The 23,852-nt window shown below is 61.4% G+C and carries 24 protein-coding genes and 1 pseudogene; 15 read left to right on the forward strand and 10 right to left on the reverse strand.

The window, feature by feature from the left end; genetic code table 11:
* Positions 1-38 precede the first annotated feature (38 nt).
* From J8G26_RS12190 to J8G26_RS12200, 3 genes and pseudogenes are all read right to left on the reverse strand, one after another.
* Positions 39-173: pseudogene (locus J8G26_RS12190) on the reverse strand (TIGR02281 family clan AA aspartic protease); the annotation flags it as partial.
* A 90-nt stretch (positions 174-263) separates the two neighbouring features.
* Positions 264-1,523 (reverse strand): NADP-dependent isocitrate dehydrogenase, encoded by a 1,260-nt coding sequence (gene icd / locus J8G26_RS12195; RefSeq protein WP_210569167.1) that lies wholly within the window; start codon positions 1,521-1,523, stop codon positions 264-266.
* Between the two features lie 260 nt (positions 1,524-1,783).
* Positions 1,784-4,021 carry an NADP-dependent isocitrate dehydrogenase gene (locus J8G26_RS12200; RefSeq protein WP_210569168.1) on the reverse strand — a complete coding sequence of 746 codons (2,238 nt, stop codon included), beginning with the start codon at positions 4,019-4,021 and terminating at the stop codon, positions 1,784-1,786.
* 15 nt (positions 4,022-4,036) lie between these two features.
* Between J8G26_RS12200 and J8G26_RS19560 the strand changes: the two genes are divergently transcribed.
* Together J8G26_RS19560 and J8G26_RS12205 are read left to right on the forward strand one after the other, a co-directional pair.
* On the forward strand, positions 4,037-4,168 hold the full coding sequence (locus J8G26_RS19560; RefSeq protein WP_257789739.1) for a hypothetical protein: 132 nt from the start codon (positions 4,037-4,039) through the stop codon (positions 4,166-4,168).
* 114 nt (positions 4,169-4,282) lie between these two features.
* Positions 4,283-4,783 (forward strand): DUF192 domain-containing protein, encoded by a 501-nt coding sequence (locus tag J8G26_RS12205; protein WP_246881382.1) that lies wholly within the window; start codon positions 4,283-4,285, stop codon positions 4,781-4,783.
* A gap of 142 nt (positions 4,784-4,925) precedes the next feature.
* Here J8G26_RS12205 and J8G26_RS12210 read toward each other — a convergent pair whose 3' ends face one another.
* Both J8G26_RS12210 and xseA read right to left on the reverse strand, forming a co-directional pair.
* Positions 4,926-5,507 carry a Fe-Mn family superoxide dismutase gene (locus J8G26_RS12210; RefSeq protein WP_210569172.1) on the reverse strand — a complete coding sequence of 194 codons (582 nt, stop codon included), beginning with the start codon at positions 5,505-5,507 and terminating at the stop codon, positions 4,926-4,928.
* 152 nt (positions 5,508-5,659) lie between these two features.
* Positions 5,660-6,985 (reverse strand): exodeoxyribonuclease VII large subunit, encoded by a 1,326-nt coding sequence (xseA, locus tag J8G26_RS12215; protein ID WP_210569174.1) that lies wholly within the window; start codon positions 6,983-6,985, stop codon positions 5,660-5,662.
* Positions 6,986-7,336: 351 nt separating this feature from the next.
* On the opposite strand from xseA, the gene J8G26_RS12220 reads away from it, so the two are divergent.
* The 6 genes from J8G26_RS12220 to adk all read left to right on the forward strand — a co-directional run bounded on the left by J8G26_RS12220 (position 7,337) and on the right by adk (position 11,613).
* Complete coding sequence (locus J8G26_RS12220; RefSeq protein WP_087745669.1) at positions 7,337-7,984, forward strand: MotA/TolQ/ExbB proton channel family protein; 648 nt, start codon at positions 7,337-7,339, stop codon at positions 7,982-7,984.
* A gap of 298 nt (positions 7,985-8,282) precedes the next feature.
* The gene (locus J8G26_RS12225) at positions 8,283-8,720 is read left to right on the forward strand and encodes a biopolymer transporter ExbD (protein ID WP_210569176.1); all 438 of its coding nucleotides are present in this window, start codon (positions 8,283-8,285) and stop codon (positions 8,718-8,720) included.
* Between the two features lie 5 nt (positions 8,721-8,725).
* Positions 8,726-9,832 carry a tetraacyldisaccharide 4'-kinase gene (gene lpxK, locus J8G26_RS12230; RefSeq protein WP_210569178.1) on the forward strand — a complete coding sequence of 369 codons (1,107 nt, stop codon included), beginning with the start codon at positions 8,726-8,728 and terminating at the stop codon, positions 9,830-9,832.
* Complete coding sequence (locus tag J8G26_RS12235; RefSeq protein ID WP_087745663.1) at positions 9,813-9,995, forward strand: Trm112 family protein; 183 nt, start codon at positions 9,813-9,815, stop codon at positions 9,993-9,995. Before lpxK ends, J8G26_RS12235 begins: the two co-directional genes overlap by 20 nt.
* The gene (kdsB, locus tag J8G26_RS12240) at positions 9,992-10,798 is read left to right on the forward strand and encodes a 3-deoxy-manno-octulosonate cytidylyltransferase (protein WP_087745661.1); all 807 of its coding nucleotides are present in this window, start codon (positions 9,992-9,994) and stop codon (positions 10,796-10,798) included. The genes J8G26_RS12235 and kdsB overlap by 4 nt, the downstream gene beginning before the upstream one ends.
* 158 nt (positions 10,799-10,956) lie before the next feature.
* Positions 10,957-11,613, forward strand: a complete 657-nt coding sequence (gene adk / locus J8G26_RS12245) for an adenylate kinase (protein ID WP_210569180.1) — start codon at positions 10,957-10,959, stop codon at positions 11,611-11,613.
* A gap of 64 nt (positions 11,614-11,677) precedes the next feature.
* Here the strand turns inward: adk and J8G26_RS12250 are convergent, their stop codons facing one another.
* Entirely contained in the window at positions 11,678-12,631 is a 954-nt protein-coding gene (locus J8G26_RS12250) for an asparaginase (RefSeq protein ID WP_087745657.1), read from the reverse strand.
* A 93-nt stretch (positions 12,632-12,724) separates the two neighbouring features.
* On the opposite strand from J8G26_RS12250, the gene lexA reads away from it, so the two are divergent.
* Together lexA and J8G26_RS12260 are read left to right on the forward strand one after the other, a co-directional pair.
* Positions 12,725-13,399 (forward strand): transcriptional repressor LexA, encoded by a 675-nt coding sequence (gene lexA, locus J8G26_RS12255; RefSeq protein ID WP_087745655.1) that lies wholly within the window; start codon positions 12,725-12,727, stop codon positions 13,397-13,399.
* 664 nt (positions 13,400-14,063) lie between these two features.
* On the forward strand, positions 14,064-15,071 hold the full coding sequence (locus J8G26_RS12260; RefSeq protein WP_210569182.1) for a D-2-hydroxyacid dehydrogenase family protein: 1,008 nt from the start codon (positions 14,064-14,066) through the stop codon (positions 15,069-15,071).
* A 127-nt stretch (positions 15,072-15,198) separates the two neighbouring features.
* Here the strand turns inward: J8G26_RS12260 and J8G26_RS12265 are convergent, their stop codons facing one another.
* From J8G26_RS12265 to J8G26_RS12280, 4 genes are all read right to left on the reverse strand, one after another.
* The gene (locus J8G26_RS12265) at positions 15,199-16,329 is read right to left on the reverse strand and encodes a branched-chain amino acid ABC transporter substrate-binding protein (protein WP_087745620.1); all 1,131 of its coding nucleotides are present in this window, start codon (positions 16,327-16,329) and stop codon (positions 15,199-15,201) included.
* Positions 16,330-16,460: 131 nt separating this feature from the next.
* On the reverse strand, positions 16,461-16,661 hold the full coding sequence (locus tag J8G26_RS19640; protein WP_198314791.1) for a hypothetical protein: 201 nt from the start codon (positions 16,659-16,661) through the stop codon (positions 16,461-16,463).
* A gap of 269 nt (positions 16,662-16,930) precedes the next feature.
* A complete protein-coding gene (locus J8G26_RS12275) occupies positions 16,931-17,365 on the reverse strand; it encodes a DNA polymerase III subunit chi (protein WP_087745616.1) in 435 nt (144 codons plus the stop codon).
* A 7-nt stretch (positions 17,366-17,372) separates the two neighbouring features.
* Complete coding sequence (locus J8G26_RS12280; RefSeq protein WP_210569183.1) at positions 17,373-18,890, reverse strand: leucyl aminopeptidase; 1,518 nt, start codon at positions 18,888-18,890, stop codon at positions 17,373-17,375.
* A 23-nt stretch (positions 18,891-18,913) separates the two neighbouring features.
* On the opposite strand from J8G26_RS12280, the gene lptF reads away from it, so the two are divergent.
* Genes lptF through J8G26_RS12305 form a run of 5 tightly spaced genes read left to right on the forward strand, consistent with a single transcriptional unit; the run spans position 18,914 to position 23,748 of the window.
* On the forward strand, positions 18,914-20,011 hold the full coding sequence (lptF, locus tag J8G26_RS12285) for an LPS export ABC transporter permease LptF (RefSeq protein WP_087745613.1): 1,098 nt from the start codon (positions 18,914-18,916) through the stop codon (positions 20,009-20,011).
* Positions 20,008-21,114: an LPS export ABC transporter permease LptG gene (gene lptG / locus J8G26_RS12290; protein WP_210569185.1), complete on the forward strand. Its 1,107-nt coding sequence runs from the start codon at positions 20,008-20,010 to the stop codon at positions 21,112-21,114. The genes lptF and lptG overlap by 4 nt, the downstream gene beginning before the upstream one ends.
* A 17-nt stretch (positions 21,115-21,131) precedes the next feature.
* On the forward strand, positions 21,132-21,524 hold the full coding sequence (locus tag J8G26_RS12295; protein ID WP_210569187.1) for a CbiX/SirB N-terminal domain-containing protein: 393 nt from the start codon (positions 21,132-21,134) through the stop codon (positions 21,522-21,524).
* A 43-nt stretch (positions 21,525-21,567) separates the two neighbouring features.
* Positions 21,568-22,509 carry a CysB family HTH-type transcriptional regulator gene (locus tag J8G26_RS12300; protein ID WP_210569190.1) on the forward strand — a complete coding sequence of 314 codons (942 nt, stop codon included), beginning with the start codon at positions 21,568-21,570 and terminating at the stop codon, positions 22,507-22,509.
* Positions 22,510-22,557: 48 nt separating this feature from the next.
* Positions 22,558-23,748: a pyridoxal phosphate-dependent aminotransferase gene (locus tag J8G26_RS12305; protein WP_210569192.1), complete on the forward strand. Its 1,191-nt coding sequence runs from the start codon at positions 22,558-22,560 to the stop codon at positions 23,746-23,748.
* The last annotated feature ends 104 nt before the right edge of the window (positions 23,749-23,852 follow it).

Genomic DNA, 23,852 nt, shown 5'->3' on the forward strand with positions numbered 1-23,852 from the left:
TTTCTTTTTTACACCGAAAATCATTACAAAACAACAAGTTAACCTTCTCTATTTCGCAGCTCCATACGGTCCCGACCCATTTCCACATCAAAATGCCGCAGAAAGTTCTGCCCCAGCAGCGCACCGTCGTCGCTGCGGCCCGTGTAGCCGGTGCCGACCCGCAGGCCCGACACGGCCTGCGGACACATGGGGACAAAAAAACCCCAATGCTTTCAAGGCACTGGGGTTTTGATTTGGACGCATGCGTCCGCATGCGGACTACTTCACATGTGGTCGATCATCACCTGCCCAAAGCCCGAGCAGCTCACCTGCTTGGCGCCCTCCATCAGGCGGGCAAAGTCATAGGTCACGTTCTTGCTGGCAATTGACTTTTTCATCGCGCTGATGATGAGGTCGGCGGCTTCCACCCAGCCCATGTGGCGCAGCATCATCTCGGCCGAGAGGATTTCGGAGCCGGGGTTGACGTAGTCCTTGCCCGCATATTTGGGCGCCGTGCCGTGCGTGGCTTCGAACATGGCGATGGTGTCGGACATGTTGGCGCCGGGGGCGATGCCGATGCCGCCCACTTGCGCGGCCAGGGCGTCCGACACGTAGTCGCCGTTCAGGTTGAGCGTGGCGATCACCGAGTATTCGGCGGGGCGCAGCAAGATTTGCTGCAAGAAGGCGTCGGCAATGCTGTCCTTGATGACGATGTCCTTGCCGGTCCTGGGGTTCTTGAACTTCATCCAGGGGCCGCCGTCGATCAGCTCGGCGCCAAACTCTTTGGCCGCCAGGCCGTAGGCCCAGTCGCGAAAGCCCCCTTCGGTGAACTTCATGATGTTGCCCTTGTGCACGATGGTCACGCTGGGCTTGTCGTTGTCGATGGCGTACTGGATGGCCTTGCGCACCAGGCGCTCGGTGCCTTCGCGTGACACGGGCTTGATGCCGATGCCCGACGTGTTGGGAAAGCGGATCTTCTTGACGCCAAACTCGTCCTGCAGGATCTTGATGAGCTTCTTGGCCTTTTCACTTTCGGCTTCAAACTCGATGCCCGCATAGATGTCTTCCGAGTTCTCGCGGAAGATGACCATATTGGTCTTGTGCGGCTCTTTCACGGGCGAGGGCACGCCGTCGAAATACTGGATGGGGCGCAGGCAGACGTACAGGTCGAGCTCCTGGCGCAGGGCCACGTTGAGCGAACGGATGCCACCACCCACGGGCGTCGTCAGCGGGCCCTTGATGGACACCACGTAGTCCTTGACGGCGTGCAGCGTTTCTTCGGGCAGCCACACATCGGGGCCGTACACCTTGGTGGATTTTTCACCCGCAAACACTTCCATCCAGTGGATCTTGCGCTTGCCGCCGTAGGCCTTGGCCACGGCGGCATCCACCACCTTGAGCATCACGGGGGTGATGTCGGCACCGGTGCCATCGCCTTCGATGAAGGGAATGATCGGCTGGTCCGGCACGTTCAGCGACATGTCGGCATTGACGGTGATTTTCTGGCCTTCGGCAGGCACTTGGATGTGCTGGTAGTTGGTCATGGCGGGTGTCTCCGGTGGGATGTTGGAATGAACTACAGCGGGTTTTGAAAAATCCGTAAAACGCCTGAATTTTAGCGGCACCCACTTTGCTACGGACCCCGTGAACACCAGCGGCAGGCTGGATGGAAACCATCCAGATCAACCGATGCGCACCGCCCAAAAAAATGCCGTGCTGCGGGCGTTGGCCCACGGCACGGCATTGCTGCTAGCGCTGATGGCTGCCGTGCATCACGGGCAGCCATCCATTGCCATCTCAGATCTCAGGCGCCAGCGGCGGCAAGCACCGTGTTCAGCGTCTGGCTGGGCCGCATCACGGCATCGAGCTTGGCCAGATCGGGCAGGTAGTAGCCACCGATATCGGCGGGCTTGCCCTGCACGGCATTGAGCTCGTCCACGATCTTTTGCTCGTTGGCGGCCAGTTGCTGGGCCAGCGGGGCAAAGCGCTTTGCCAGGTCGGCATCGTCGGTCTGCGCGGCCAGCTCTTGCGCCCAGTACAGGGCCAGGTAGAACTGGCTGCCGCGGTTGTCGAGCTGGCCGGTCTTGGGCGAGGGGTTCTTGTTGTTGTCCAGCAGCTTGCCGGTGGCGGCGTCCAGCGTCTTGGCCAGCACCTTGGCCTGCGCGTTGCCGGTTTTCAGGCCCAAGTCTTCCAGCGACACGGCCAGCGCCAGGAACTCGCCCAGTGAGTCCCAGCGCAGGTGGTTTTCTTCCACCAACTGCTGCACATGCTTGGGGGCCGAGCCGCCGGCGCCGGTTTCGTACATGCCGCCACCGGCCATCAAAGGCACGATGGACAGCATCTTGGCGCTGGTGCCCAGCTCCATGATGGGGAACAGGTCGGTCAGGTAGTCGCGCAGAATGTTGCCGGTGGCACTGATGGTGTCCAGGCCGCGCACCACGCGCTCGAGCGTGTAACGCATCGCACGCACCTGGCTCATGATCTGGATGTCGAGGCCGGTGGTGTCATGCTCGTGCAGGTACATCTTGACCTTGGTGATCAGCTGCGCCTCGTGCGGGCGGTAGGCGTCGAGCCAGAACACCACCGGCATGCCGGAATTGCGGGCGCGCGTGACGGCCAGCTTGACCCAGTCACGGATGGCGGCGTCCTTGACCTGGCACATGCGCCAGATGTCGCCGGCTTCCACGTTCTGGGAGAGCAGCACTTCGCCCGTGGCCAGGTCGGTGATGTTGGCCACGCCGTCTTCGGGGATCTCGAAGGTCTTGTCGTGCGAGCCGTATTCCTCGGCCTGCTGGGCCATCAGGCCCACGTTGGGCACCGTGCCCATGGTCTTGGGATCAAACGCGCCGTGCCACTTGCAGAAGTTGATGATCTCCTGGTAGATGCGCGCAAAGGTCGATTCGGGCATCACAGCCTTGACGTCCTTCAGGCGGCCGTCTGCGCCCCACATCTTGCCGCCGTTGCGGATCATCGCGGGCATGGAGGCATCGACGATGATGTCGTTGGGCGAGTGGAAATTGGTGATGCCCTTGGCCGAATCGACCATGGCCAGCTCGGGGCGGGTGGCGTGGCAGGCGTGCAGGTCGCGCATGACTTCTTCACGCTGGGCGGTGGGCAGGGTGGCCACTTTTTCATAGAGGTTGGCCATGCCGTTGTTCACGTTCACGCCCAGCTCGTCAAACAGCTTGCCGTGCTTGGCAAACGCGTCCTTGTAGAAAATCTTCACGCAGTGGCCGAACACGATGGGGTGCGACACCTTCATCATCGTGGCCTTGACGTGCAGCGAGAACATCACGCCGGTCTTGTGCGCGTCTTCGATTTCTTTTTCATAGAACGCGAGCAGCGCCTTCTTGCTCATGAACATGCTGTCGATGATTTCGCGGTCCAGCAGCGACACCTTGGGCTTGAGGACGATGGTCTTGCCGCTTGGGGTGAGCAGCTCCATCTTCACATCGCGAGCGCGGTCCAGCGTCATGGACTTTTCGCCGTGGTAGAAGTCGCCCGCGTGCATGTGCGAGACATGCGAGCGCGAAGCCTGGCTCCACTCGGCCATGCTGTGCGGGTTCTTGCGGGCGTATTCCTTGACGGCCCGGGGCGCACGGCGGTCGGAGTTGCCTTCGCGCAGCACGGGGTTCACTGCGCTGCCGATGCACTTGGCATAGCGCGCGCGGATCGCCTTGTCTTCGTCGGTCTTGGGATCTTCAGGGTAGTCAGGGATCGCATAGCCCTTGCCTTGCAGTTCCTTGATGCAGGTGATCAGCTGGCCCACCGACGCGCTGATGTTGGGCAGCTTGATGATGTTGGCATCAGGCTCCAGCGTCTTTTTGCCTAAAGCGGCGAGCGTGTTGGGCACCTTCTGGTCGTCACGCAAGAACTCGGGGAACTCACCCAGCACGCGGGCCGCCACCGAGATGTCGCTTTCGGTCACGTTGACGCCCGCAGGCGCAGCAAAGGCGCGCACGATGGGCAAGAAAGAAGCAGTGGCCAGGCGAGGTGCCTCGTCGGTCAGGGTGTAGATGATGGTGGGTTGCTGGGTACTCATCGCTTACTTCAAGAAATGACTGAAAAAAACCACCGGATGGTGGCCCAGCCGGTAGCAGTGATCGAACCGCACCATTGTGCTTTCTTGCGCCCTGCCCAGCCCGGCTATTTTGCAACAGAATATCGCAATGCGAAATTGGAACCATGAAACAGCGCAATTTTTTGCGCCAGCCCCTGCGGGTTTACCTGTCAATGCCCGTGAAGCGCTATGGTTTGCCCCTGGCTCCAGTTCGCAACCACTGAAAACCTGCCCATGACACCGATGCCCTTCACTTTCAGATTTTTGCCCCGCCGCTTTTCCCGACGCGCCACCCCGGCGCTGGCACCGCTGGTGGCCGCCGTGCTGGCGTTGTGGAGCACCGCCGCACCCGCGCAGGAGGGCCCACAGCTGGCGCTGCAGCGCGTTGAACTGACGGCCGGCATGCACCGCATTGACGCCCAGGTGGCGCAGACCCCGCAAGAGCGCCAGACCGGCCTGATGCATCGCCGGGAGATGCCGGCACAAGAGGGCATGCTGTTCATTTTTGAGCAGCCCGGCGTGCAATGCTTCTGGATGAAGAACACCTTGCTGCCGCTGACGGCGGCGTTTGTGGCCGATGACGGCACCATCGTCAACCTGGCCGACATGAAGCCGCAGACCACCGATTCGCATTGTTCGGCCAGGCCCGTGCGCTATGTGCTGGAGATGAACCAGGGATGGTTTGGCAAGAAGGGCATCAAGGCCGGTTTCAAGCTCGGCGGCACCCCGTTCGCGAAGCGTTGATGCGCCACGAATCGCTATTATTGATATAGCTACAAGCGCTTTACCACAAAGCGCTGCAGCCCAGAAAGCACAAAACGGCCCGCACGGGCCGTTTTGTTTTGCAAGGGCGAATGGGGCGAAGCGCCCGCCCCTGCTGCGTGCTTCAGGCGAAGTTGGCTTCGGCAAAGCTCCAGTTCACCAGGTTGCTCAAGAAGGTTTCAACAAACTTGGGGCGCTGGTTGCGGTAGTCGATGTAATAGGCGTGTTCCCACACGTCCACCGTCAGCAGCGCCTTGTCGGCGGTGGTCAGCGGCGTGCCGGCGGCGCCGGTGTTGACGATGTCCACGCTTCCGTCGGCCTTCTTCACCAGCCAGGTCCAGCCCGAGCCGAAGTTGCCCACGGCCGACTTGACGAAGGCTTCCTTGAAAGCCGCGTACGAACCGAACTTGGCGTTGATGGCCGCAGCCAGCGCGCCCGTGGGCTCGCCACCGCCCTGGGGCTTCATGCAGCTCCAGAAGAAGGTGTGGTTCCAGATCTGTGCGGCGTTGTTGTAGATGCCGCCGGACGATTTTTTGACGATCTCTTCGAGCGCCATGGCTTCAAACTCGGTGCCCTTTTGCAGGTTGTTGAGGTTCACCACGTAGGCGTTGTGGTGCTTGCCGTGGTGGTATTCCAGCGTTTCCTGGCTGTAATGCGGGGCCAGTGCGTCGATGGCGTAGGGCAGCGGGGGAAGGGTGTGTTCCATGGTGTTTCCTCGTGGGTTGAAATTCTGGGATGCCCGGGTACCCGACTGCAGCGCAATCGGACACGGGTGAGCCGGCATTGTAGGAACATCAGATGACCTGTGCTGCATGGGCGTGCGAACAGCCGCCTTCATGCCGCGAAGGCGCGTTGGTCCTACAGCAGGCGCGGCTGCACCACGGTGACATCGACCGCGCCATCGGCCAGCGTGGCGCGCAGGGCATCGCCCGGTTGCGCCTGGCGCACGCTGGTGATGGCCTGGCCGGCGGTGTCGGTCAGCAGCGCATAGCCGCGCTGCAGCACCAGGCGCGGGTCGAGCAGCTCCAGCCGCAAGGCGGCGCGGTCCAGCCGCTCGGCGTGCAGCGCCAGCCGGCGTTGCAGCTTGAGCGGCATTTCGGCCTCCAGCGCTTTCTGCGTCTGCGCAAGCTGCTGCATTTTCAATAGCACCCCGTGCCGCATGCGCTGGGCCAGGCGCGCCAGCTGCATCTGCTGGCGCGCCACGATGCCCGAGGGGCGCCCCAGGCGGGCGGCGGCCTGGTCCAGCCGCTGGTGGCGGGCATCGAGCTGGCGCTGCACGCCGTCGGCCAGGCGGCCGGCCAGCAGGCCGAGCGCACCCAGCCACACCTCGCGCGGCTGTGCCACCAGCTCGGCCGCCGCCGTGGGCGTGGGCGCGCGCAGGTCGGCGCAGAAATCGGCGATGGTGAAATCGGTTTCGTGTCCCACGCCGCAGACCAGCGGCACCGGGCTTTGCACGATGGTGCGCGCAAGCTGTTCGTCGTTGAACGCCCAGAGGTCTTCGATAGACCCGCCGCCGCGCACCAGCAAGATCACATCGATCTCAGGGTTTTGAGCCAAATCAGCCCCTGGCGCTTGTCCAGCTTGCGCGAGTAGATATAGTTTTGATAGCGCTGCAACCAGGGCCTGCGGTGCCGCAGCCCCTTGCACCTGCGCTGGCACCAGCACCACCGGGATGTGCGGCACGCGGCGGCGCAGGGCCGTCACCACATCGTGCAGCGCCGCCGCGCCGGGCGATGTGACCAGTCCGATGCCCCGTGGCTGCAGCGGCAGGGGCCGCTTGCGCGCGGCATCAAAAAGGCCTTCGCCCTCCAGCTGCGCCTTCAGCCGCAAGAACTGCTCGAACAGCGCGCCCTGCCCCGCGCGCTGCATGCTCTCAACAATGAACTGCAGGTCGCCCCGGGCCTCGTACACGCCGATGCGCCCGCGCAGCTCCACCAGTTCGCCATCGCGCGGCGAAAAATCCAGCAGGCTGGCCGCGCGGCGGAACATGGCGCAACGCAACTGGCCGTTCGCATCTTTCACCGAGAAGTAGCAATGCCCGCTGGATGCGCGCGAAAAGCCCGTGATCTCGCCGCGCACGGCCACGGGGTTGAACCGCGCCTCCAGCGCATCAGCAATGGCGCGGCACAGCGCGCCGACTTCCCAGATACGCGGCGTCGCGCCGATGGTTGTGGGCTCAGGCATGAGACAGCATCAGCGTTTGCAGGCCATGCGCCAGGCGACTATTCCACAGCGCAGCGGGAGCGGCAGACCGGCCCATGCATGAGGCCAAAACCGGCCGGAAAACACGAAAGTTCGTGCAACCTCTTGATTTATAACGATTTTTCACTGATTAATTTTTCATCAATCTGTTGAACCCACGGTGTGGCGCCACTTTGCGAGGCCCTGCAGCCCAGTTGCCCACAAAGTTATCCACAGATTTTGTGGGTGAGAAAAAGGCAAACAGCCGGTACATTCACGCCAACTTTTGTGTCATGGAATGCCGGAGCACCTGGGCCATAATCGCCCATTGCCTTCACCCGTGCGGAGAGAGAATTGCTGTCCATCATACAAGCCGCAGGCTGGCCCATCTGGCCACTGATTGCCTGCTCCGTCCTGGCACTGGCGCTGATTTTCGAGCGCTTCGTGGCCCTGAAAACAGCACGCGTCGCCCCCCCCAAGCTGCTGGATGAAGCCATCACCGTCTCGACCAAGACCCTTCCCACGCCCGACGTGGTGAACCAGCTGGCCCAAAACTCGGCGCTGGGCGAGGTGCTGGCCAGCGGCCTGCGCGCCTTCAACAACAACCCCCTGTGCACCGAGGCCGATTTGCGCGCCACCATGGAAGGCGCGGGCCGCACGGTGGCGCACCGGCTCGAAAAATACCTCAACGCGCTGGCCACCATCGCCTCGGCGGCGCCGCTGCTGGGCCTGCTGGGCACCGTGATCGGCATGATCGAAATCTTTGGCTCACAGGTGGGCACCGGCGGCGCCAGCCAGGCCATGGGCGGCGGCAACCCGGCGCAGCTGGCGCACGGCATCTCGGTGGCGCTGTACAACACGGCGTTTGGCCTCATCGTGGCGATTCCGGCGCTGATCTTCTGGCGCTATTTCCGCAGCCGCGTGGACGCCTACCTGCTGACGCTGGAGCTGGCCTCCGAGCAGTTTGTGCGCCACATCCTGCGGCTGCGCAAGCTGAAATGATGGCCCCCACGGTCGGCCCGCTGCGCGTGGCTCCCTGCCCCCCAAGGGGGCCGCATTTCGCCTTGGGGCGGCCCGGCGGCAAAATGAGCGCCCCCACGGTCGGCCCGCTGCGCGTGGCTCCCTGCCCCCCAAGGGGGTCGCATTTTGCCTTGGGGCGGCCCGGCGGCAAAATGATGGCCCCCACGGTCGGCCCGCTGCGCGTGGCTCCCTCTGTTTGAAAGACGGATCGCATGAATTTCCGCCCCCGTGCCAAGGACGAGCCCGAGATCAACCTGATNCTGTTTGAAAGACGGATCGCATGAATTTCCGCCCCCGTGCCAAGGACGAGCCCGAGATCAACCTGATCCCGTTCATCGATGTGCTGCTGGTGATCCTCATCTTCATGATGCTGACCACCACCTACAGCAAGTTCACCGAACTGCAACTGACGCTGCCCGTGGCCGACGCCGAGCAGCAGCGCGACCACCCCAAGGAGGTGATCGTGGCCGTGGCGGCCGATGGCCGCTATGCCATCAACAAGACCGCCGTGGACGGCAAAAGCGTGGACGCCGTGGCCCGTGCGCTGGGCCAGGCGGCAAATGCGGGCCAGGGCAGCGTGGTCATCATCAGTGCGGATGCCACAGCGCCGCACCAGTCGGTGATTACCGTGATGGAGGCTGCGCGGCGCGTGGGCCTGAACCAGATCACGTTTGCCACGCAGTCGTCGGCATCGGCCCGCGCGGGCAACGGCCGCTAGACGCAATGGCTGCCGCCGGGCCGCAGCCGCCCTCGCCTTCTGCCACCACCCCGGCTTCCGGCAGCCATCAGACCACCGGCCTGGCCCGCATCTGGCGCTCCCGCGGGCCTGCGGCATGGGCCTTGTGGCCGCTGTCTCTGGCCTACGGTGCCTTGGTGGCATTGCGGCGCAGGCTTTACCGGCTGCGGGTGCTGCGCAGCGAACACCCCGGCCCGCCCGTCATCGTGGTGGGCAATGTGATTGCTGGTGGCGCGGGCAAAACCCCCGTGGTGATTGCGCTGGTGCGGCATTTGCAGGCGCAGGGCTGGCAACCGGGCGTCATCTCGCGCGGCTATGGCCGCAGCACCCATGACTGCCGCGCAGTGCTGCCAGACAGCCCCGCCCTGGAAGTGGGGGACGAGCCCGCCCTGATCGCCCGCGCCACCCATGCGCCCGTTTTTGTGGCGCTACAGCGCATCACCGCGGCACGCGCGCTGCTGGCCGCGCACCCTGGCACCAACGTCCTGGTGTGCGACGACGGCCTGCAGCACCTGGCGCTGGCGCGCGACCTGGAAATCTGCGTCTTCAACAGCGACGGCGTGGGCAACGGCTTTTTGCTGCCCGCAGGCCCCCTGCGCGAGCCCTGGCCGCGCCCTGTGGACTGGGTGTTGCACGCCGGCACGCGCCCCGCCGGGCGCAACCCCAGTTTTGCGCTTCAGCGCCGGCTGGCGCCCCATGCGCTGCGCGCGGACGGCCGGCAAGTGCCTCTGGCGTCCCTGCGTGGCGGCCCCGTGCATGCCGTAGCGGCCGTCGCCCGGCCCGCAGAGTTCTTTGCCATGCTGCGGGCCCAAGGCCTGCAGCTGTCGAACACCGAGGCCCTGCCAGATCACTATGATTTTAATAGCTGGAAGCGCCCGTCAGACAAGCGCATCACGCTGGTTTGCACGGAAAAAGACGCCGTAAAGCTCTGGCCGCTGCACCCCGATGCGCTGGCGGTGCCGCTGGCGCTGGAGGTCGATCCCGCCTTCTTCGCCGCACTGGATGCCCGGCTCGCGCCGTGGCAGGCCACGCCGCTATCATCCCCCCCCTGCCTGATTTCCGGAAAACGCCGCCATGGATCCCAAACTGCTTGAATTGCTGGTCTGCCCTGTCACCAAAGGCCCCTTGACTTATGACCGCGAGCGCCAGGAGCTGGTGTCGCGCAGCGCGCGCCTGGCCTACCCCGTGCGCGACGGCATTCCGGTGCTGCTGGAAAATGAGGCGCGCACCCTGACCGACGAGGAGCTGCAGGCGTGAGCCCAGCCACGGCAGCGGGCTTCACGGTGCTGATCCCGGCACGCATGGCATCGAGCCGCCTGCCCGACAAGCCCCTGGCCGACATCGCCGGCCTGCCCATGGTGGTGCATGTGGCCCGCCGCGCCGCGCAAAGCGCCGCAGCCCGCGTGGTGGTGGCCGCCGACGACCCGCGCATCCTGCACGCCTGCCAGGCCCACGGAGTGCAGGCCCTGCTCACGCGCACCGACCACGCCAGCGGCAGCGACCGGCTGGCAGAGGCCTGCACGCAGCTGGGCCTGGACGGCGACGCCGTAGTGGTCAACGTGCAGGGCGACGAACCCCTGATGGACCCGGCCCTCATCAACGCCGTGGCAGCCCTGCTGCCTGCGCGCCCCGAAGCCAGTATGGGCACGGCAGCCCATGCCATTCACACATTGGCAGACTACGAGAACCCCAACGTCGTCAAGGTGGTGCTGGACGCGCGCGGCCTGGCCCACTATTTCAGCCGTGCGCCCATTCCGCACGCCCGCGACCACGCTGGCCAGTCCTGGTGGCAAGGTGCCGCGGCGCAGGCTGCACCCGGCGTGGCCGCCCTGCACGGATTTGCGCCGCTGCGCCATATCGGCATCTACAGCTATCGCGCAGGTTTTCTGCGCCAGTTTCCTGGCCTGGCCCAGGCGCCCACCGAGGCGGTGGAGGCGCTGGAGCAATTGCGGGCACTCTGGCATGGCCACCGCATCGCCGTGCACATTGCCGACGAGGCCCCCGGCCCAGGCGTGGACACCCCGGCAGACCTGGACCGGGTGCGGGCGCTGCTGGCCTGAAAACCAGCGCGTGGCCGCCCCATTCGCGGGCGCCGTCGTAAGCCTGGGCAAGGCATGCACATGCTATCCTTGACCGCAAAGAGAGCACTGCGTCACAGGCGCCTGGCTGCGCCCCCTTGCCAGCAGTGCCAGCTGATTTCTAACCTTCGAGGATTTCCATGAGACTGATTCTGTTGGGCGCCCCCGGTGCCGGAAAGGGCACGCAAGCCACGTTCATCTGCCAGAAATACGGCATCCCGCAAATTTCCACCGGCGACATGCTGCGCGCAGCTGTCAAGGCCGGCACGCCGCTGGGCCTGCAGGCCAAGGCCGTGATGGATTCGGGTGCCCTGGTCAGCGATGACATCATCATCGGCCTCGTCAAGGAACGCATCACGCAGCCCGACTGCGCCAACGGCTTCCTGTTTGACGGTTTCCCCCGCACCATCCCCCAGGCCGATGCCATGAAGGAAGCCGGCGTCAAGCTCGACTATGTGCTGGAAATCGATGTGCCCTTCGACGCCATCATCGAACGCATGAGCGGCCGCCGCTCGCACCCCGCCAGCGGCCGCACCTACCACGTCAAGTTCAACCCGCCCAAGGTGGAAGGCAAGGACGATGTGACGGGCGAAGAACTGATCCAGCGCGAAGACGACAAGGAAGAAACCGTCAAGAAGCGCCTGCAGGTGTACAGCGACCAGACGCGCCCCCTGGTGGACTACTACAGCAACTGGGCCAAGACCGAGCCTGGCGCAGCCCCCAAGTACCGCGCCATCAGCGGCACGGGCAGCGTCGAGGAGATCACTGCGCGCGCACTACAGGCCCTGTCCAGCTAAGCGTGGCGGCATGGGCCAGCAACGGCCCGTGGCCGCCCACCACTACCACTCGGCCACCGTTTAATCAAGGCAGCAGCTCCAGCATCAGCGCAATGCGTGCCTTCACCGCAGACAGGCCCCGGGAGTCCCGTAGAGCATCGCCGGGCTTGGGCAGCACCTGACCCTCCGGGCAGCGCGTGGCACGCACCACTTTCACACCAGCCGCCTGCGCGCGCAGCAGTGCCGATTCGAGGGCCTGGTGAATCGTGCCATTGCCCGTTGCGGCCACCACGATGCCCTGCACACCATCGCGCACCAGCGAGTCCACCAGAGCTCCCGTGGCACCCGCATAGCTCATGACCACCTCGACGCGCGGCCATTGCGCGCAATTCACTATATTTTCAATAGCGCATTGCGCTTGCCCTGCTTGCGCTAAAGGCCAATTTTGTGCCAAACGCACCGCTCCCTCCTCCACCCAGCCCAACGGTCCGGCATCACCGGAGCTGAATGCATCCACCCGATAGGGGTGCACTTTCTGGACACGCTGTGCGCCGTGCACCACGCCGGCAGCCACCACCACAACGCCCCGCGCCCCCGCTGTCATCGCCACGGCGACGGCGTCGAGCAGGTTTTGCGGACCATCGGGCGTCAAAGCCGTTGCAGGGCGCATCGCACAGGTCAGCACCACGGGCTTGTGGGCATCCAGCACCGAGTGCAAAAACCAGGCAGTCTCTTCCAGCGTATCGGTGCCATGGGTGATGACCAGTCCGCGCACCAGGGGATCAGCGAGCGCTCTGGCACAACGCTGCGCAAGCGAGCGCCACACACTGAACTCCATGTCCTTGCTGTCCAACTGCGCGATCTGCTCAGCCACCAGACCGCCACGGGCTACCGCCTGCAAGCCGGGCACAGCGTGCAACAACTGCTCCACGCCCACTTGCGCGGCGGTGTAGCCAATGTTGTCTCCCTGCGTTGCAGCCTTGCCAGCGATGGTTCCACCCGTTCCCAATACGACAATTTTTTGCGCGCTCACTTGCATCCTTTGAAAAACTGGTGAAAAATACAGCTACTGGATTAATACACAGTAAATACACGGTTACCCGCCACCCTGGTGACACACACTGGAAATGCCATGCTCGACAACCCCAAGCTCACTGCACGCCAGCAACAAATCCTGGACCTGATCCAGATGGCCATTTCCCGCACGGGTGCGCCACCGACACGGGCTGAAATCGCCGCGGAACTGGGCTTCAAATCAGCCAACGCGGCCGAAGAACACCTGCAAGCCCTTGCGCGCAAAGGCGTTATCGAACTGGTCAGCGGTACATCCCGCGGCATCCGCCTGCGCAGCGACACAGTGCGCTCCATTAATGCAGCGCGCGGCACCCAGTTCAGTCTGCCCATGCCAGGGTTGTCGCAACTGGTCTTGCCCTTGATCGGTCGCGTGGCGGCTGGCTCGCCCATTCTCGCGCAGGAACACGTGGACCAGACCTACAGCGTGGAAAACAGCCTGTTTCAACACAAGCCCGACTACCTGCTCAAGGTGCGCGGCATGTCCATGCGCGACGCCGGCATCATGGACGGCGATCTGCTCGCCGTGCAATCCACACGCGAAGCGCGTAACGGCCAGATCGTCGTGGCAAGGCTAGGTGATGATGTCACCGTCAAACGTCTGCGCCGAACAGCCGGCACCATCGAGTTGCTTCCCGAGAACCCCGATTACCCCGTGATCGTTGTCCAACCGGGCGAGCCGTTCGAGATCGAAGGCCTGGCAGTGGGCTTGATCCGAAACACCATCCTCATGTAATTGCGATCTCAGTTGCGCACCTCAGGTGGCGGGCGTTTGGCAAATCGGTAACGGTTTTCCAGCCCTGAGAGTGCGCATCGCGTTGCAATCCTGCCTGTGCTCAACCCCTGATACACGGAGTTTTCACATGGGACTTGCCTTGTTCGCTCTTTCTGCCTTTTCCCAACCCCTTCACGCCTTGGTGCACTGGCTGCAACCCGGGCGATACACGGATGATTCGCGCAGTGCTGTGCCTGCGGCCCGCATCGCCGGCAGCGCCCCCGAAGGGCTTTCATCTTGCGCGGTGCCCAGCACCGCCGCGACATCGAGGCCACATTTCCAACCACCGGCCTTGGCTGCCGGCACCCACCGCCACGCTGCTGGTCGCGTGCAAAGTGCACCTTCCGGCTTCAGCGGGCCGGCCACTGGCAGCCGCCATAGCGCCCGGCGCCCGGTGCGCGTTCTGCATGCGACATCACGCACAGAGGTCGGGCGCATGGTCATCTCGGGCCGCATGGCCGATGTCTGCGCAGAGCTGGAGCGAATGACGGCATGCGAGACATGGCGCCATTGATGGCTGCGCCCCTGGCTGTGGTGCCACAGGTGCCACAAAGCGTTGCATTCTGCTCAAGGCCGTCAGAGCTGCGCAGTCGCCGCCCAGCTCTCGCCAAGGCACAATGGCGGGATGAACATTGTGATTCTGGATGACTATCAGGATGCGGTGCGCAAACTCCATTGCGCGAGCCGGCTCGACCCCTATTCGGCAAAGGTGTACACCAACACGGTGAAAGGTCAGGGGCAACTGGCTGTGCGCCTGAAGGATGCAGACATCATCGTGCTGGTGCGTGAACGCACCCAGATCACGCGCCAGCTGGTTGAAAAGCTGCCCCGGCTAAAACTGATTGCCCAAACCGGCAAGATCGGAAGCCACATTGATGTGACCGCCTGCACCGAACGCGGCATTGCGGTGGCCGAGGGAGTGGGTTCGCCAGTGGCCCCGGCCGAACTTACCTGGGCACTGGTGATGGCCGCCATGCGGCGACTGCCGCAATACATCGCCAACCTCAAGCACGGCGCCTGGCAACAGTCCGGCCTGAAGGCGGCTTCCATGCCACCAAACTTCTGCCTCGGAAGCGTGTTGCGGGGAAAAACACTGGGCATTTGGGGCTACGGCCGCATCGGGCAACTGGTGGCGGGTTACGGCCGCGCATTTGGCATGAGCGTGCGCGTCTGGGGTCGTGAGGCCTCCCGCGCCCAGGCACTGGCCGATGGATACCAGGCTGCCACCAACCGGGAAGAGTTCTTCTCGCAATGCGATGTACTGTCTCTTCACCTGCGGCTCAATGACGAGACCCGAGGCATGATTTCACTGGAAGATCTTTCGTGCATGAAACCCACCGCGCTGCTGGTCAACACCTCGCGCGCCGAATTGATTGAGCCCGACGCCCTGATCGCGGCCCTGAACCGTGGACGCCCCGGTCTGGCCGCCGTGGACGTGTTTGAAAGCGAACCCATCCTGCAAGGCCACGCCCTGCTGCGCCTGGAAAACTGCATCTGCACGCCCCACATCGGTTATGTTGAGCAGGACAGCTACGAGTTGTACTTTGGCGCCGCCTTTGACAACGTGGTGAACTACATCAAGGGCACGCCCACGAATATCGTGAACCCGGGCGCATTGCAGGTCCGCCGCTGAGCTTTGGCGCGGAGCACCACTCCCGCAACTGTGCATTGAGCGACGCCCCCATAAAAAATGGCTTCCTGTAGGAAGCCATTTTTTATGGGGGCTGCATCCACGAATGCAGCCAAAGGTCGCTCTGAATTTAGTTCAGAGGCGTCTTCTTGCCATCCTTGTATACATACAGAGTGATAGCGGGGTTCTTCATTTCGCCATTGGACTCAAATGCGATCGTGGAGGTCACGCCCTTGAACTGCGATTTCAGCAACTCGGGGGTATAGACCTTGGGATCCACCGAATTGGCACGCTTCATGGCGTCCACAATCAGGTGCGTAGCGTCGTAGGTATAGGGGCTATAAACCTGGAACTGACCTGGGTACTTGGCATCGTACTTGGCCCTCCATGCCTTGCCGCCTGGCATTTTGTCAAGCGATGCACCACCTTCAGCACACACCACGTTAGAAAGCGTCTTGGCACCGGCAGCCAGCTTGGCGATTTCGGAAGTGCAGATACCGTCACCGCCAAAGTACTTGACGTTGCCCATGCCCAGTTGCTCCATCTGGCGCAGCATCGGGCCGCCTTGAGGATCCATGCCTCCGAAGAAGATAGCATCTGGATTCTTGGACTTGATAGCCGTCAGGATGGCCATAAAGTCAGTGGCCTTATCGGTCGTGAACTGCTCGTCCACCACCTTCATGCCCTTTTCGGCAGCAACTCTTTTGAACACGTTAGCCACACCCTGGCCATAGGCCGTACGGTCATCGACGATGGCAACCGTCTTGAGCTTGAGCGTGTCAGCAGCGTAGAAAGCCAGGCCAGCACCCAGGGCGTTGTCGTTGGCGATGATACGGAAGGTGGTCTTGTAGCCAGGCTTCGTCAGGTTGGGGTTGGTAGCTGCCCCCGTGACATGGGGAATACCGCAGTCGTTATAGACCTTGGAGGCGGGAATGGTCGTGCCGGAGTTGAGGTGCCCCACGACGCCCGCCACTTTGGCGTCGCACAGCTTTTGCGCAGCAGCGGTGCCCTGCTTGGGATCTGCAGCATCGTCTTCGGCTTGCAACTCGAACTTGATCTTTTTGCCACCGATGGTGATGCCCTGAGCATTCAACTCTTCAATGGCCATGCGCGCACCATTTTCGTTGTCCTTGCCGTAGTGGGCTTGGGCACCGGAAACCGGAGCCACATGACCGATCTTGACCACTTGCTCTTGTGCAGAGGCCATACCAGCAACAGCCGCGATAGCAGCAACCACGGTCAGTTTCAACTTCAATTGCATATCAATCTCCAGTAAAGATAAACGCTGAGAATAATTATTGTGTCTCAACGCAGGCGAACTTATCGCAATTTACGGGCCAGATCATTAGGGAACACGCGTAAATCCGAAGGAAACCACGGGGAAATACCCTGTCATCTTCCTGGCTCAGGGGAATTTTCGTTCGCCAATTCGTCGGCCACGGCCTCATAGACCGCATGCCGCACCACTGACTCAATTTCTTCACGCAGACGGGGCAGCACGGAGCGGGTCTGCTCCTGTATCACCAGTGCAATCGCCTCGCGCAAACGCTGATCCAGCACCACATCCACGCGCTGCATCACTCGGTGCACCATGTACTCTTCAATGCCCTGCGGCAAAGGGCGTCGCGGGTTGGGCGATGTTAGGACGGGCTTTGTGTCGGAAGTGCCTCGGACGGACGCAGCAGGAATTGAGACCCCTGCCTGAAGCGATGGCTCAGTTTGCGCGATGCTGGTGGAGCATCCTCCCCCAAACGACGGTCCAGATTGCGCCTGAGGCACTGAAAACGGGAGCACATCGGGCTCCTGCACCACTTCAGTGAGGGTCGGCACAAAACGGGGGATCAACTTGGGCGAAAGGGACATCAGTCGGCTTTCAAGACCAGATCATGGCGCGTGATGGCATAGCCCTGCGATGCATAGTGACGCCAGCGGACACGCGCTTCATTGCGGTCTACCTCATCTGTGGCACTCACCACCTCCACCAAGCGGCCAAAACTGCCAAACCCCTCAGGCACAACGCTCCCCATATTCAGCAGCATTTCTTGGTGGGGCGCTTGCCACACGTCTACAGCAAGCACCACCGATGAAAATTGCAAGAGTTCATCCTCAGCATCGCTACGGCAATGGGCAACGAAATCCTGCGGCAGCATGCTCCAAAGCATTCCGTCCAGCTCTGCCAGAGTGTCCGCAGAACCCGTAATGACGAGCCGTGCGCCGCTGCGTTGCGCCTTGCGGGCAAACCGGCAGGCATAGGCCATTTTGTCCGGTGCATTGAAGTGGAAAGCGACTTCAGTCATGACGAATTCAGGCCGGTTTTGAACGAGTGTTGGGCCTTGCCGACACTGCGGGAGAAGACTTCTTCACCGCATCTTTTGCCGATAACGGCTGAACACGGCTCAGCAGGTAATGCACCAGCAGGCCTACCGGTCGGCCGGTAGCCCCCTTGACCGCTCCACCTTTCCAGGCAGTACCGGCAATGTCGAGGTGCGCCCAAGGAAACGCGCCCACGAATCGCTGCAGGAACTTGGCCGCCGTGATGGAGCCGCCCGCTCGCCCTGCCACATTGCCAATGTCTGCAAAATTGCTCTTCAATCCCTCGGCATAGTCCTCGTCCAGCGGCATGCGCCAGCAAAAGTCCTGAGCCACATCCCCTGCCGCAGACAGGGCAGAGGCCAGCGCATCGTTGTTTGAAAATAGTCCGCTGCGGACTGCGCCCAAAGCAATCACGCAGGCACCAGTCAAGGTGGCGATGTCCACCACCGCGGCAGGTTTGAAGCGCGCGGCATAGGTCAATACGTCACAAAGGACCAGTCGACCTTCCGCATCGGTGTTCAATATCTCGATGGTCTGACCGCTCATGCTGGTAACAACGTCACCGGGCTTCACGGCCCGACCATCAGGCATATTTTCACAGGCCGGGATGAGGCCCACCACATTGATAGCGGGTTGCAATTCTCCAAGAGCACGAAACACCCCCAGGACGCTGGCTGCACCGCACATGTCGAACTTCATTTCATCCATCTCGGCAGCAGGCTTGATGGAAATTCCGCCAGTATCGAAAGTGATGCCCTTCCCTATCAGCACTACCGGGGTCTCTGACTTGCCTGCGCCGCTGTATCGCAGTTCGATCAGCCTCAGCGGCTCCTCGGAGCCTCGCGCAACAGCCATGAATGCGCCCATGCCAAGACGAGCCACTTCGGCGGGGCCATGCACTTTGCACTGGACGCGAGGGTGCCTGCCAAGGGACTTGGCGGCTTCGCCCAAAAGATTCGGAGTAGCGTGGTTGGCCGGACGGTTACCCCACTCTCGGGCGAACTCTACGCCCTCCACAAGGCCCACCCCTTGCGCGAACGCCTCTCGCACCGCTTCCACATGAGCGACCCCGATCACCACCCGATTCAAGGTGCGCGCATCCGCCTTGGGCTTGGTAGTCGTGTAAACATAACTGGCATCAGCGACTGCTTGTATAGCGGCGCAAACGCCATCGGCCGTGGTTTCGCCGGCAAAGCAAACCACCGCACGTTTGACCTGCGACAGCTTGAAGGTTGCTGCAATAGCCTGCACGGCCTGACGGATGGCCCGGGCAGAACCATTGCCCGCACCCACAAGAACCACGCGCCGCGCGCTGACAGCGGGTGCCAGATAGAGTTGAAGGTGCTTACCGGCTTTGGATTCCAGGTCGCCGCATTTGAGCGCATGGGCCACGAGCACCGACAAGGCATCCTGCCCCGGTTTGAAGCCCTCGGGCACCAGAACGACCAGTAGGTCGCATTTTTCAGTAGCCGCTGCCGGCAACTCCAGAGTCTTCAGATCAAAGTTCATAATCGGTGCTTTCCTTCGAGCCAATGTTATTCGATTCATCCATTCGCAAAGAGCTGGCGCGCAGCTTTGGCGCGACGCTTGTGGTGCTGGTCACAGTGGTCATGACCATGATGCTGATCCGCACCCTCGGTCAAGCGTCGCGCGGCAGCGTAAGCCCCTCTGATGTCATGCTGGTCATGGGCTTCACGGTGTTGGGACAACTCCCAACCATCCTCAGCTTGAGTCTCTTCGTGGCCGTGGTGAGCGTCCTCTCGCGCATGTACCGCGACAGCGAAATGGTTATTTGGTTCTCCGGTGGCCAGGGACTTGTGAGCCTTCTGCGTCCCCTGTTGCGCTTTGCGTGGCCTGTGATGGCGGTTATTGCTGTCCTGTCATTGGGGGTTTGGCCATGGGCCAACGCACAGATTCAGGAGCTCAAGACGCGTTACGAGCAACGCAGCGACGTTGACCGTATTGCGCCGGGCGAGTTTCAGGAATCAGCCAACGGCAGCCGGGTGTTCTTTATCGACAAGGACAGTCCAGACACCCAAGCGGGAAACAACATTTTCATCGCAGCCAACAGCGGCACCAAGGAATCGGTAACATCCGCACGCAGTGCGCGACTTGAAGTACGCGCCGACGAGCGCTTCGCCTTGCTTAGTCAGGGCCAGCGACTGGAATCCACCGCGGGCCAGCCTGGCCTGAAGATCAGTGAGTTTGCCGAATACGGCACGCGTATCGGGTCAGCATCCGGTACGGCAACAGAGCAACTCGCGGTCAAAACCCGGGCCACGCATGAGTTGCTTTTACAGCCAACCATTCCGGTTTACCAGGCAGAACTGGGCTGGCGGCTGGGGCTGGCGCTGGCAGCCATTAATTTTGTGGTTCTGGGCCTGGCCCTGGCGAGCGTGAATCCCCGCGCGGGACGCAGCGGCGGCATGATGTTTGCTTTGTTTGCCTTTGTTGTTTACTACAACCTCATGACATTGGGTCAAAGCTGGGTTGGGGCAGGAAAGCTGGGCTTGCCCGCCTTCATGCTATCCCTCCACGGTGGCACGCTCGCGCTCGCCTTGGCCATTGTGGCCGTGCGGCACAACCACTGGACGCTGCGGCGCCTATGGCCAACGCGGAGTCCTGCATGAAACTTCTTCGCCGTTTCATTCATCGCGAAGCCCTGCTTGCAGTGGGATTTGTGACGCTCGGGTTTCTGGCACTGTTTTTCTTCTTTGATCTGATCGACGAGCTGCGCTTGGTTGGACGGACCGGCCCAGACGGCTACCAGCTCTCCCATGCGCTGCTGTTTGTGTCCCTGAGCATTCCCAGTCACCTCTACGAGTTATTGCCTATCACAGTGCTCATCGGTACCATTTTCGTGATGGCACGGCTGGCACAAAGCTCAGAGTTCACCATCATGCGTACCAGCGGCATGGGTCCATGGCAGGCATTGCGCACATTGCTGGCTCTGGGTGGATTATTCGTGCTGCTGACCTTTGCCGTAGGCGACTACATTGCCCCCCTGACTGAACGTGCAGCGCAGCTCATCAAGGTACGCCACCTGGGCCGCTTGACGTCTGGCGCCACTGGTGCCTGGCTCAAGGAACGCCAGCAAGACCATTCTTTTGCGGTGAATGTGCGCGCTTTGACGCCCGATGGCGGCATGCTGGATGTGCGCATTTTCGAGTTTGACGAAAAGGGCCGACCAGCTTCGCAGACCCATTCTGCAACCGGGCGTTTCGCCCTCCCAGGGGGCTGGGAACTGCAACAGGTGCGGCGCAGCAGCTTTCTTCAGCCCGACAGCGAAAAAGCACGGGTGGATCAACTGCAGGTTCCTACCCTGCTATGGCCGACTCGCATCAGCGCGGACATGGTGGCGGCCTCGCTGATCAAGCCCGACCGCATGGCTACGTTCGACCTGTTTCAGTACATCCGTCATCTAGATTCCAATGGCCAGTCAGCACAACGGTATGAAATTGAATTCTGGCGCAAGGTTTTTTATCCGCTGAGCTGCCTGGTGATGGTGGTGCTGGCATTGCCCTTTGCCTACTTGCACTTTCGGGCCGGCGGTATTGCGGGGTACGTTTTTGGCGGCGTGATGGCAGGCATCAGTTTCTTCCTGTTGAACAATGTATTCGGTTACGCCGGAAATCTGCAAAATTGGTCGCCATGGCTGACGGCTGCCGCCCCAGGATTGATTTACTCCCTGTTGTCACTTGCAGCCTTCGGCTGGCTGGTATTGCGACGCTGAGCCTTTTCGAGTTATTCATGTCCGAAATACCACCGGCCATCGTGCTCTTTTCCCATGGTTCGCGCGACCCACTTTGGCGTGCCCCCATAGAAGCGGTTGCGGCGCGCATTGCCTCGCAATACCCTGACCAGCCGGTGCAATGCGCTTATCTTGAATTATGTGAACCAACATTGGCCCAAGCCACTGAGTTGCTCTCTCAACAAGGGTCCACCCATATAACGGTGGTACCCATGTTTCTAGGCACCGGAAAGCATGCACGAGAGGACCTTCCATTGCTGGTGGAGCAACTCCGCTCGCGCCACCAATCCGTACAGTTCACCATACAGGGCGCCATTGGGGAAGACCAGCGCATGACCGCTTTAATGGCAGAAATTGCCTGCGATTCTTCGATAACCACACCCAACCCTTAGACAAATGCAGCATAATGATGCGAGTTTTTAGCCTCCATCAGATATGAACCTACACCAATTCCGATTTGTTCAAGAGGCGGCACGCCGTAACCTCAATCTGACCGAGGCCGCCAAGGCGCTGCACACTTCGCAGCCTGGTGTATCCAAGGCAATCATCGAGTTGGAAGAAGAACTCGGAATTGATATATTCGCCCGCCATGGAAAGCGGCTCAAGCGCATCACAGAACCTGGCCAGCACGTTCTCAAAAGCATTGAAATCATCATGCGCGAGGTGGGAAACCTGAAGCGCATTGGCGAACAGTTCAGCGCGCAGGATAGTGGCACCCTGTCGATCGCAACCACCCACACCCAAGCGCGCTATGTGTTGCCGGTCCCTGTGGCCCGCCTGCGAGAGGCGTATCCAAAAGTCAACATCAGCCTGCACCAGACCACTCCCGACCAGGTCGCACGCATGGTGATAGACGAAGTGGCGGAAATTGGGATGGCCACCGAGTCGCTGGCAGACTATCCCGAACTGGTGACCCTGCCCTGCTATGAGTGGGAACATGTATTGGTGCTCCCTCCGGGCCACCCGCTGACCCAGAAAGAGCGCATTGGACTGGATGACATCGCCCACGAGCCCCTCATTACCTACCACCCAACATTCACTGGTCGCGGAAAAATTGATTTGGCCTTTTCAACCAGGCGCTTGCAGCCTCGTATTGCACTCGAAGCCATTGACTCCGATGTAATCAAGACGTATGTGCGCCTGGGCCTGGGCATCGGAATCGTCGCAGAAATGGCTATGCACGATGATCCTGTTGGTGATCTGGTCGTACGCCCCGTCGGGCATCTTTTCGGCCAGAGCGTGGCGCGCGTGGCGTTCAAGCGAGGCGCCTATTTGCGCAATTTTGTCTACAAGTTCGCCGAATTGCTCAGCGACCGCTTGAGCCGCGAACTGATAGCCCGCGCCATGACGGGGCATATCAACGATTACGAACTCTGAGCATCTGCCGGAACTTGTTAACTCTCTACATCGTTTGTGCTTTCTTCCATGACGCCCACCCTCACGAGATCAATCACCCCCACATTTCCCAGCAAGCTGCCTCAGGTCGGCACCACCATTTTCACAGTCATGTCAGCGCTGGCCGCCGAACATGGCGCCGTGAATCTGGGCCAGGGTTTTCCGGACTTTGAATGTGACCCTGCCCTGATCGATGCCGTAACCCATGCCATGAAGGCCGGACATAACCAATACCCGCCCATGCCGGGGATTGCAGCATTGCGCGAAGCCGTTGCTTCAAAAATAGAAGCACTCCATGGCCGAAAATACAGCGCGAACACCGAAATAACCATCACAGCAGGAGCCACGCAAGCGATCCTTACGGCCATTCTGGCCATCGTCCATGCGGGCGACGAGGTCATCGTACTTGACCCGTGCTATGACAGTTATGCACCTAACATTGAACTGGCTGGTGGCTCCGTTGTGCGGGTGCCTCTTACCCCTGGGACATTTCGCCCCAACTTTGGTCTGATTGCCGCAGCGATCACACCACGCACCCGCGCCCTCATTATCAACAGTCCACACAATCCGAGCGCCTCCATCTGGAGTGCCGAGGATATGCTCACACTGCAAGATCTGCTGGCACCCACCAACATTCTGCTGATCAGCGACGAAGTCTACGAACACATGGTGTTTGATGGTGCTGAGCACCAGAGCGCCGCCCGTTATCCGGACCTTGCCGCCCGCGCGTTCGTCGTATCGAGCTTTGGCAAGACTTTCCATGTCACCGGCTGGAAGATTGGGACTGTAGCAGCACCCGCTTCGCTCACCACCGAATTCCGCAAGGTGCACCAGTTCAATGTATTCACCGTAAACACCCCGATGCAGCATGGACTGGCGGAGTATTTGAGAGATCCAGCACCATACCTGCAACTGCCAACTTTCTATCAGGCCAAGCGGGACCTTTTCCGCCAAGGATTGGAAGGTTCTCGCTTGAAACTACTACCCAGCACAGGTAGCTATTTCCAGTGTGTGGACATTTCAGCTGTAAGTGATCTGAATGAAGCCGAATTTTGTCAATGGCTCACGCGCGAAGCGGGGGTTGCAGCTATTCCCCTGTCAGCCTTCTATGGCGATGGATTCGATCAAGGTGTCGTTCGCTTTTGTTTTGCAAAAAAGGATGAAACTTTACGTGATGCAATTGGGAAGTTGCGAAAGATCAGTAGTGCCCCAACCTTCTAACGCCAGGGTTTCGTAAGCTAGGGTGTTGACGCCGATCGAAAACTGACCCACTTGAGGGCACTGGGGGATGCGGATAAAAACTTGGACTGGTTTTATGCCGCAAG

It is taken from the genome of Acidovorax sp. JG5 (assembly GCF_017939685.1).
Taxonomy (GTDB): Bacteria; Pseudomonadota; Gammaproteobacteria; order Burkholderiales; family Burkholderiaceae_C; genus Acidovorax.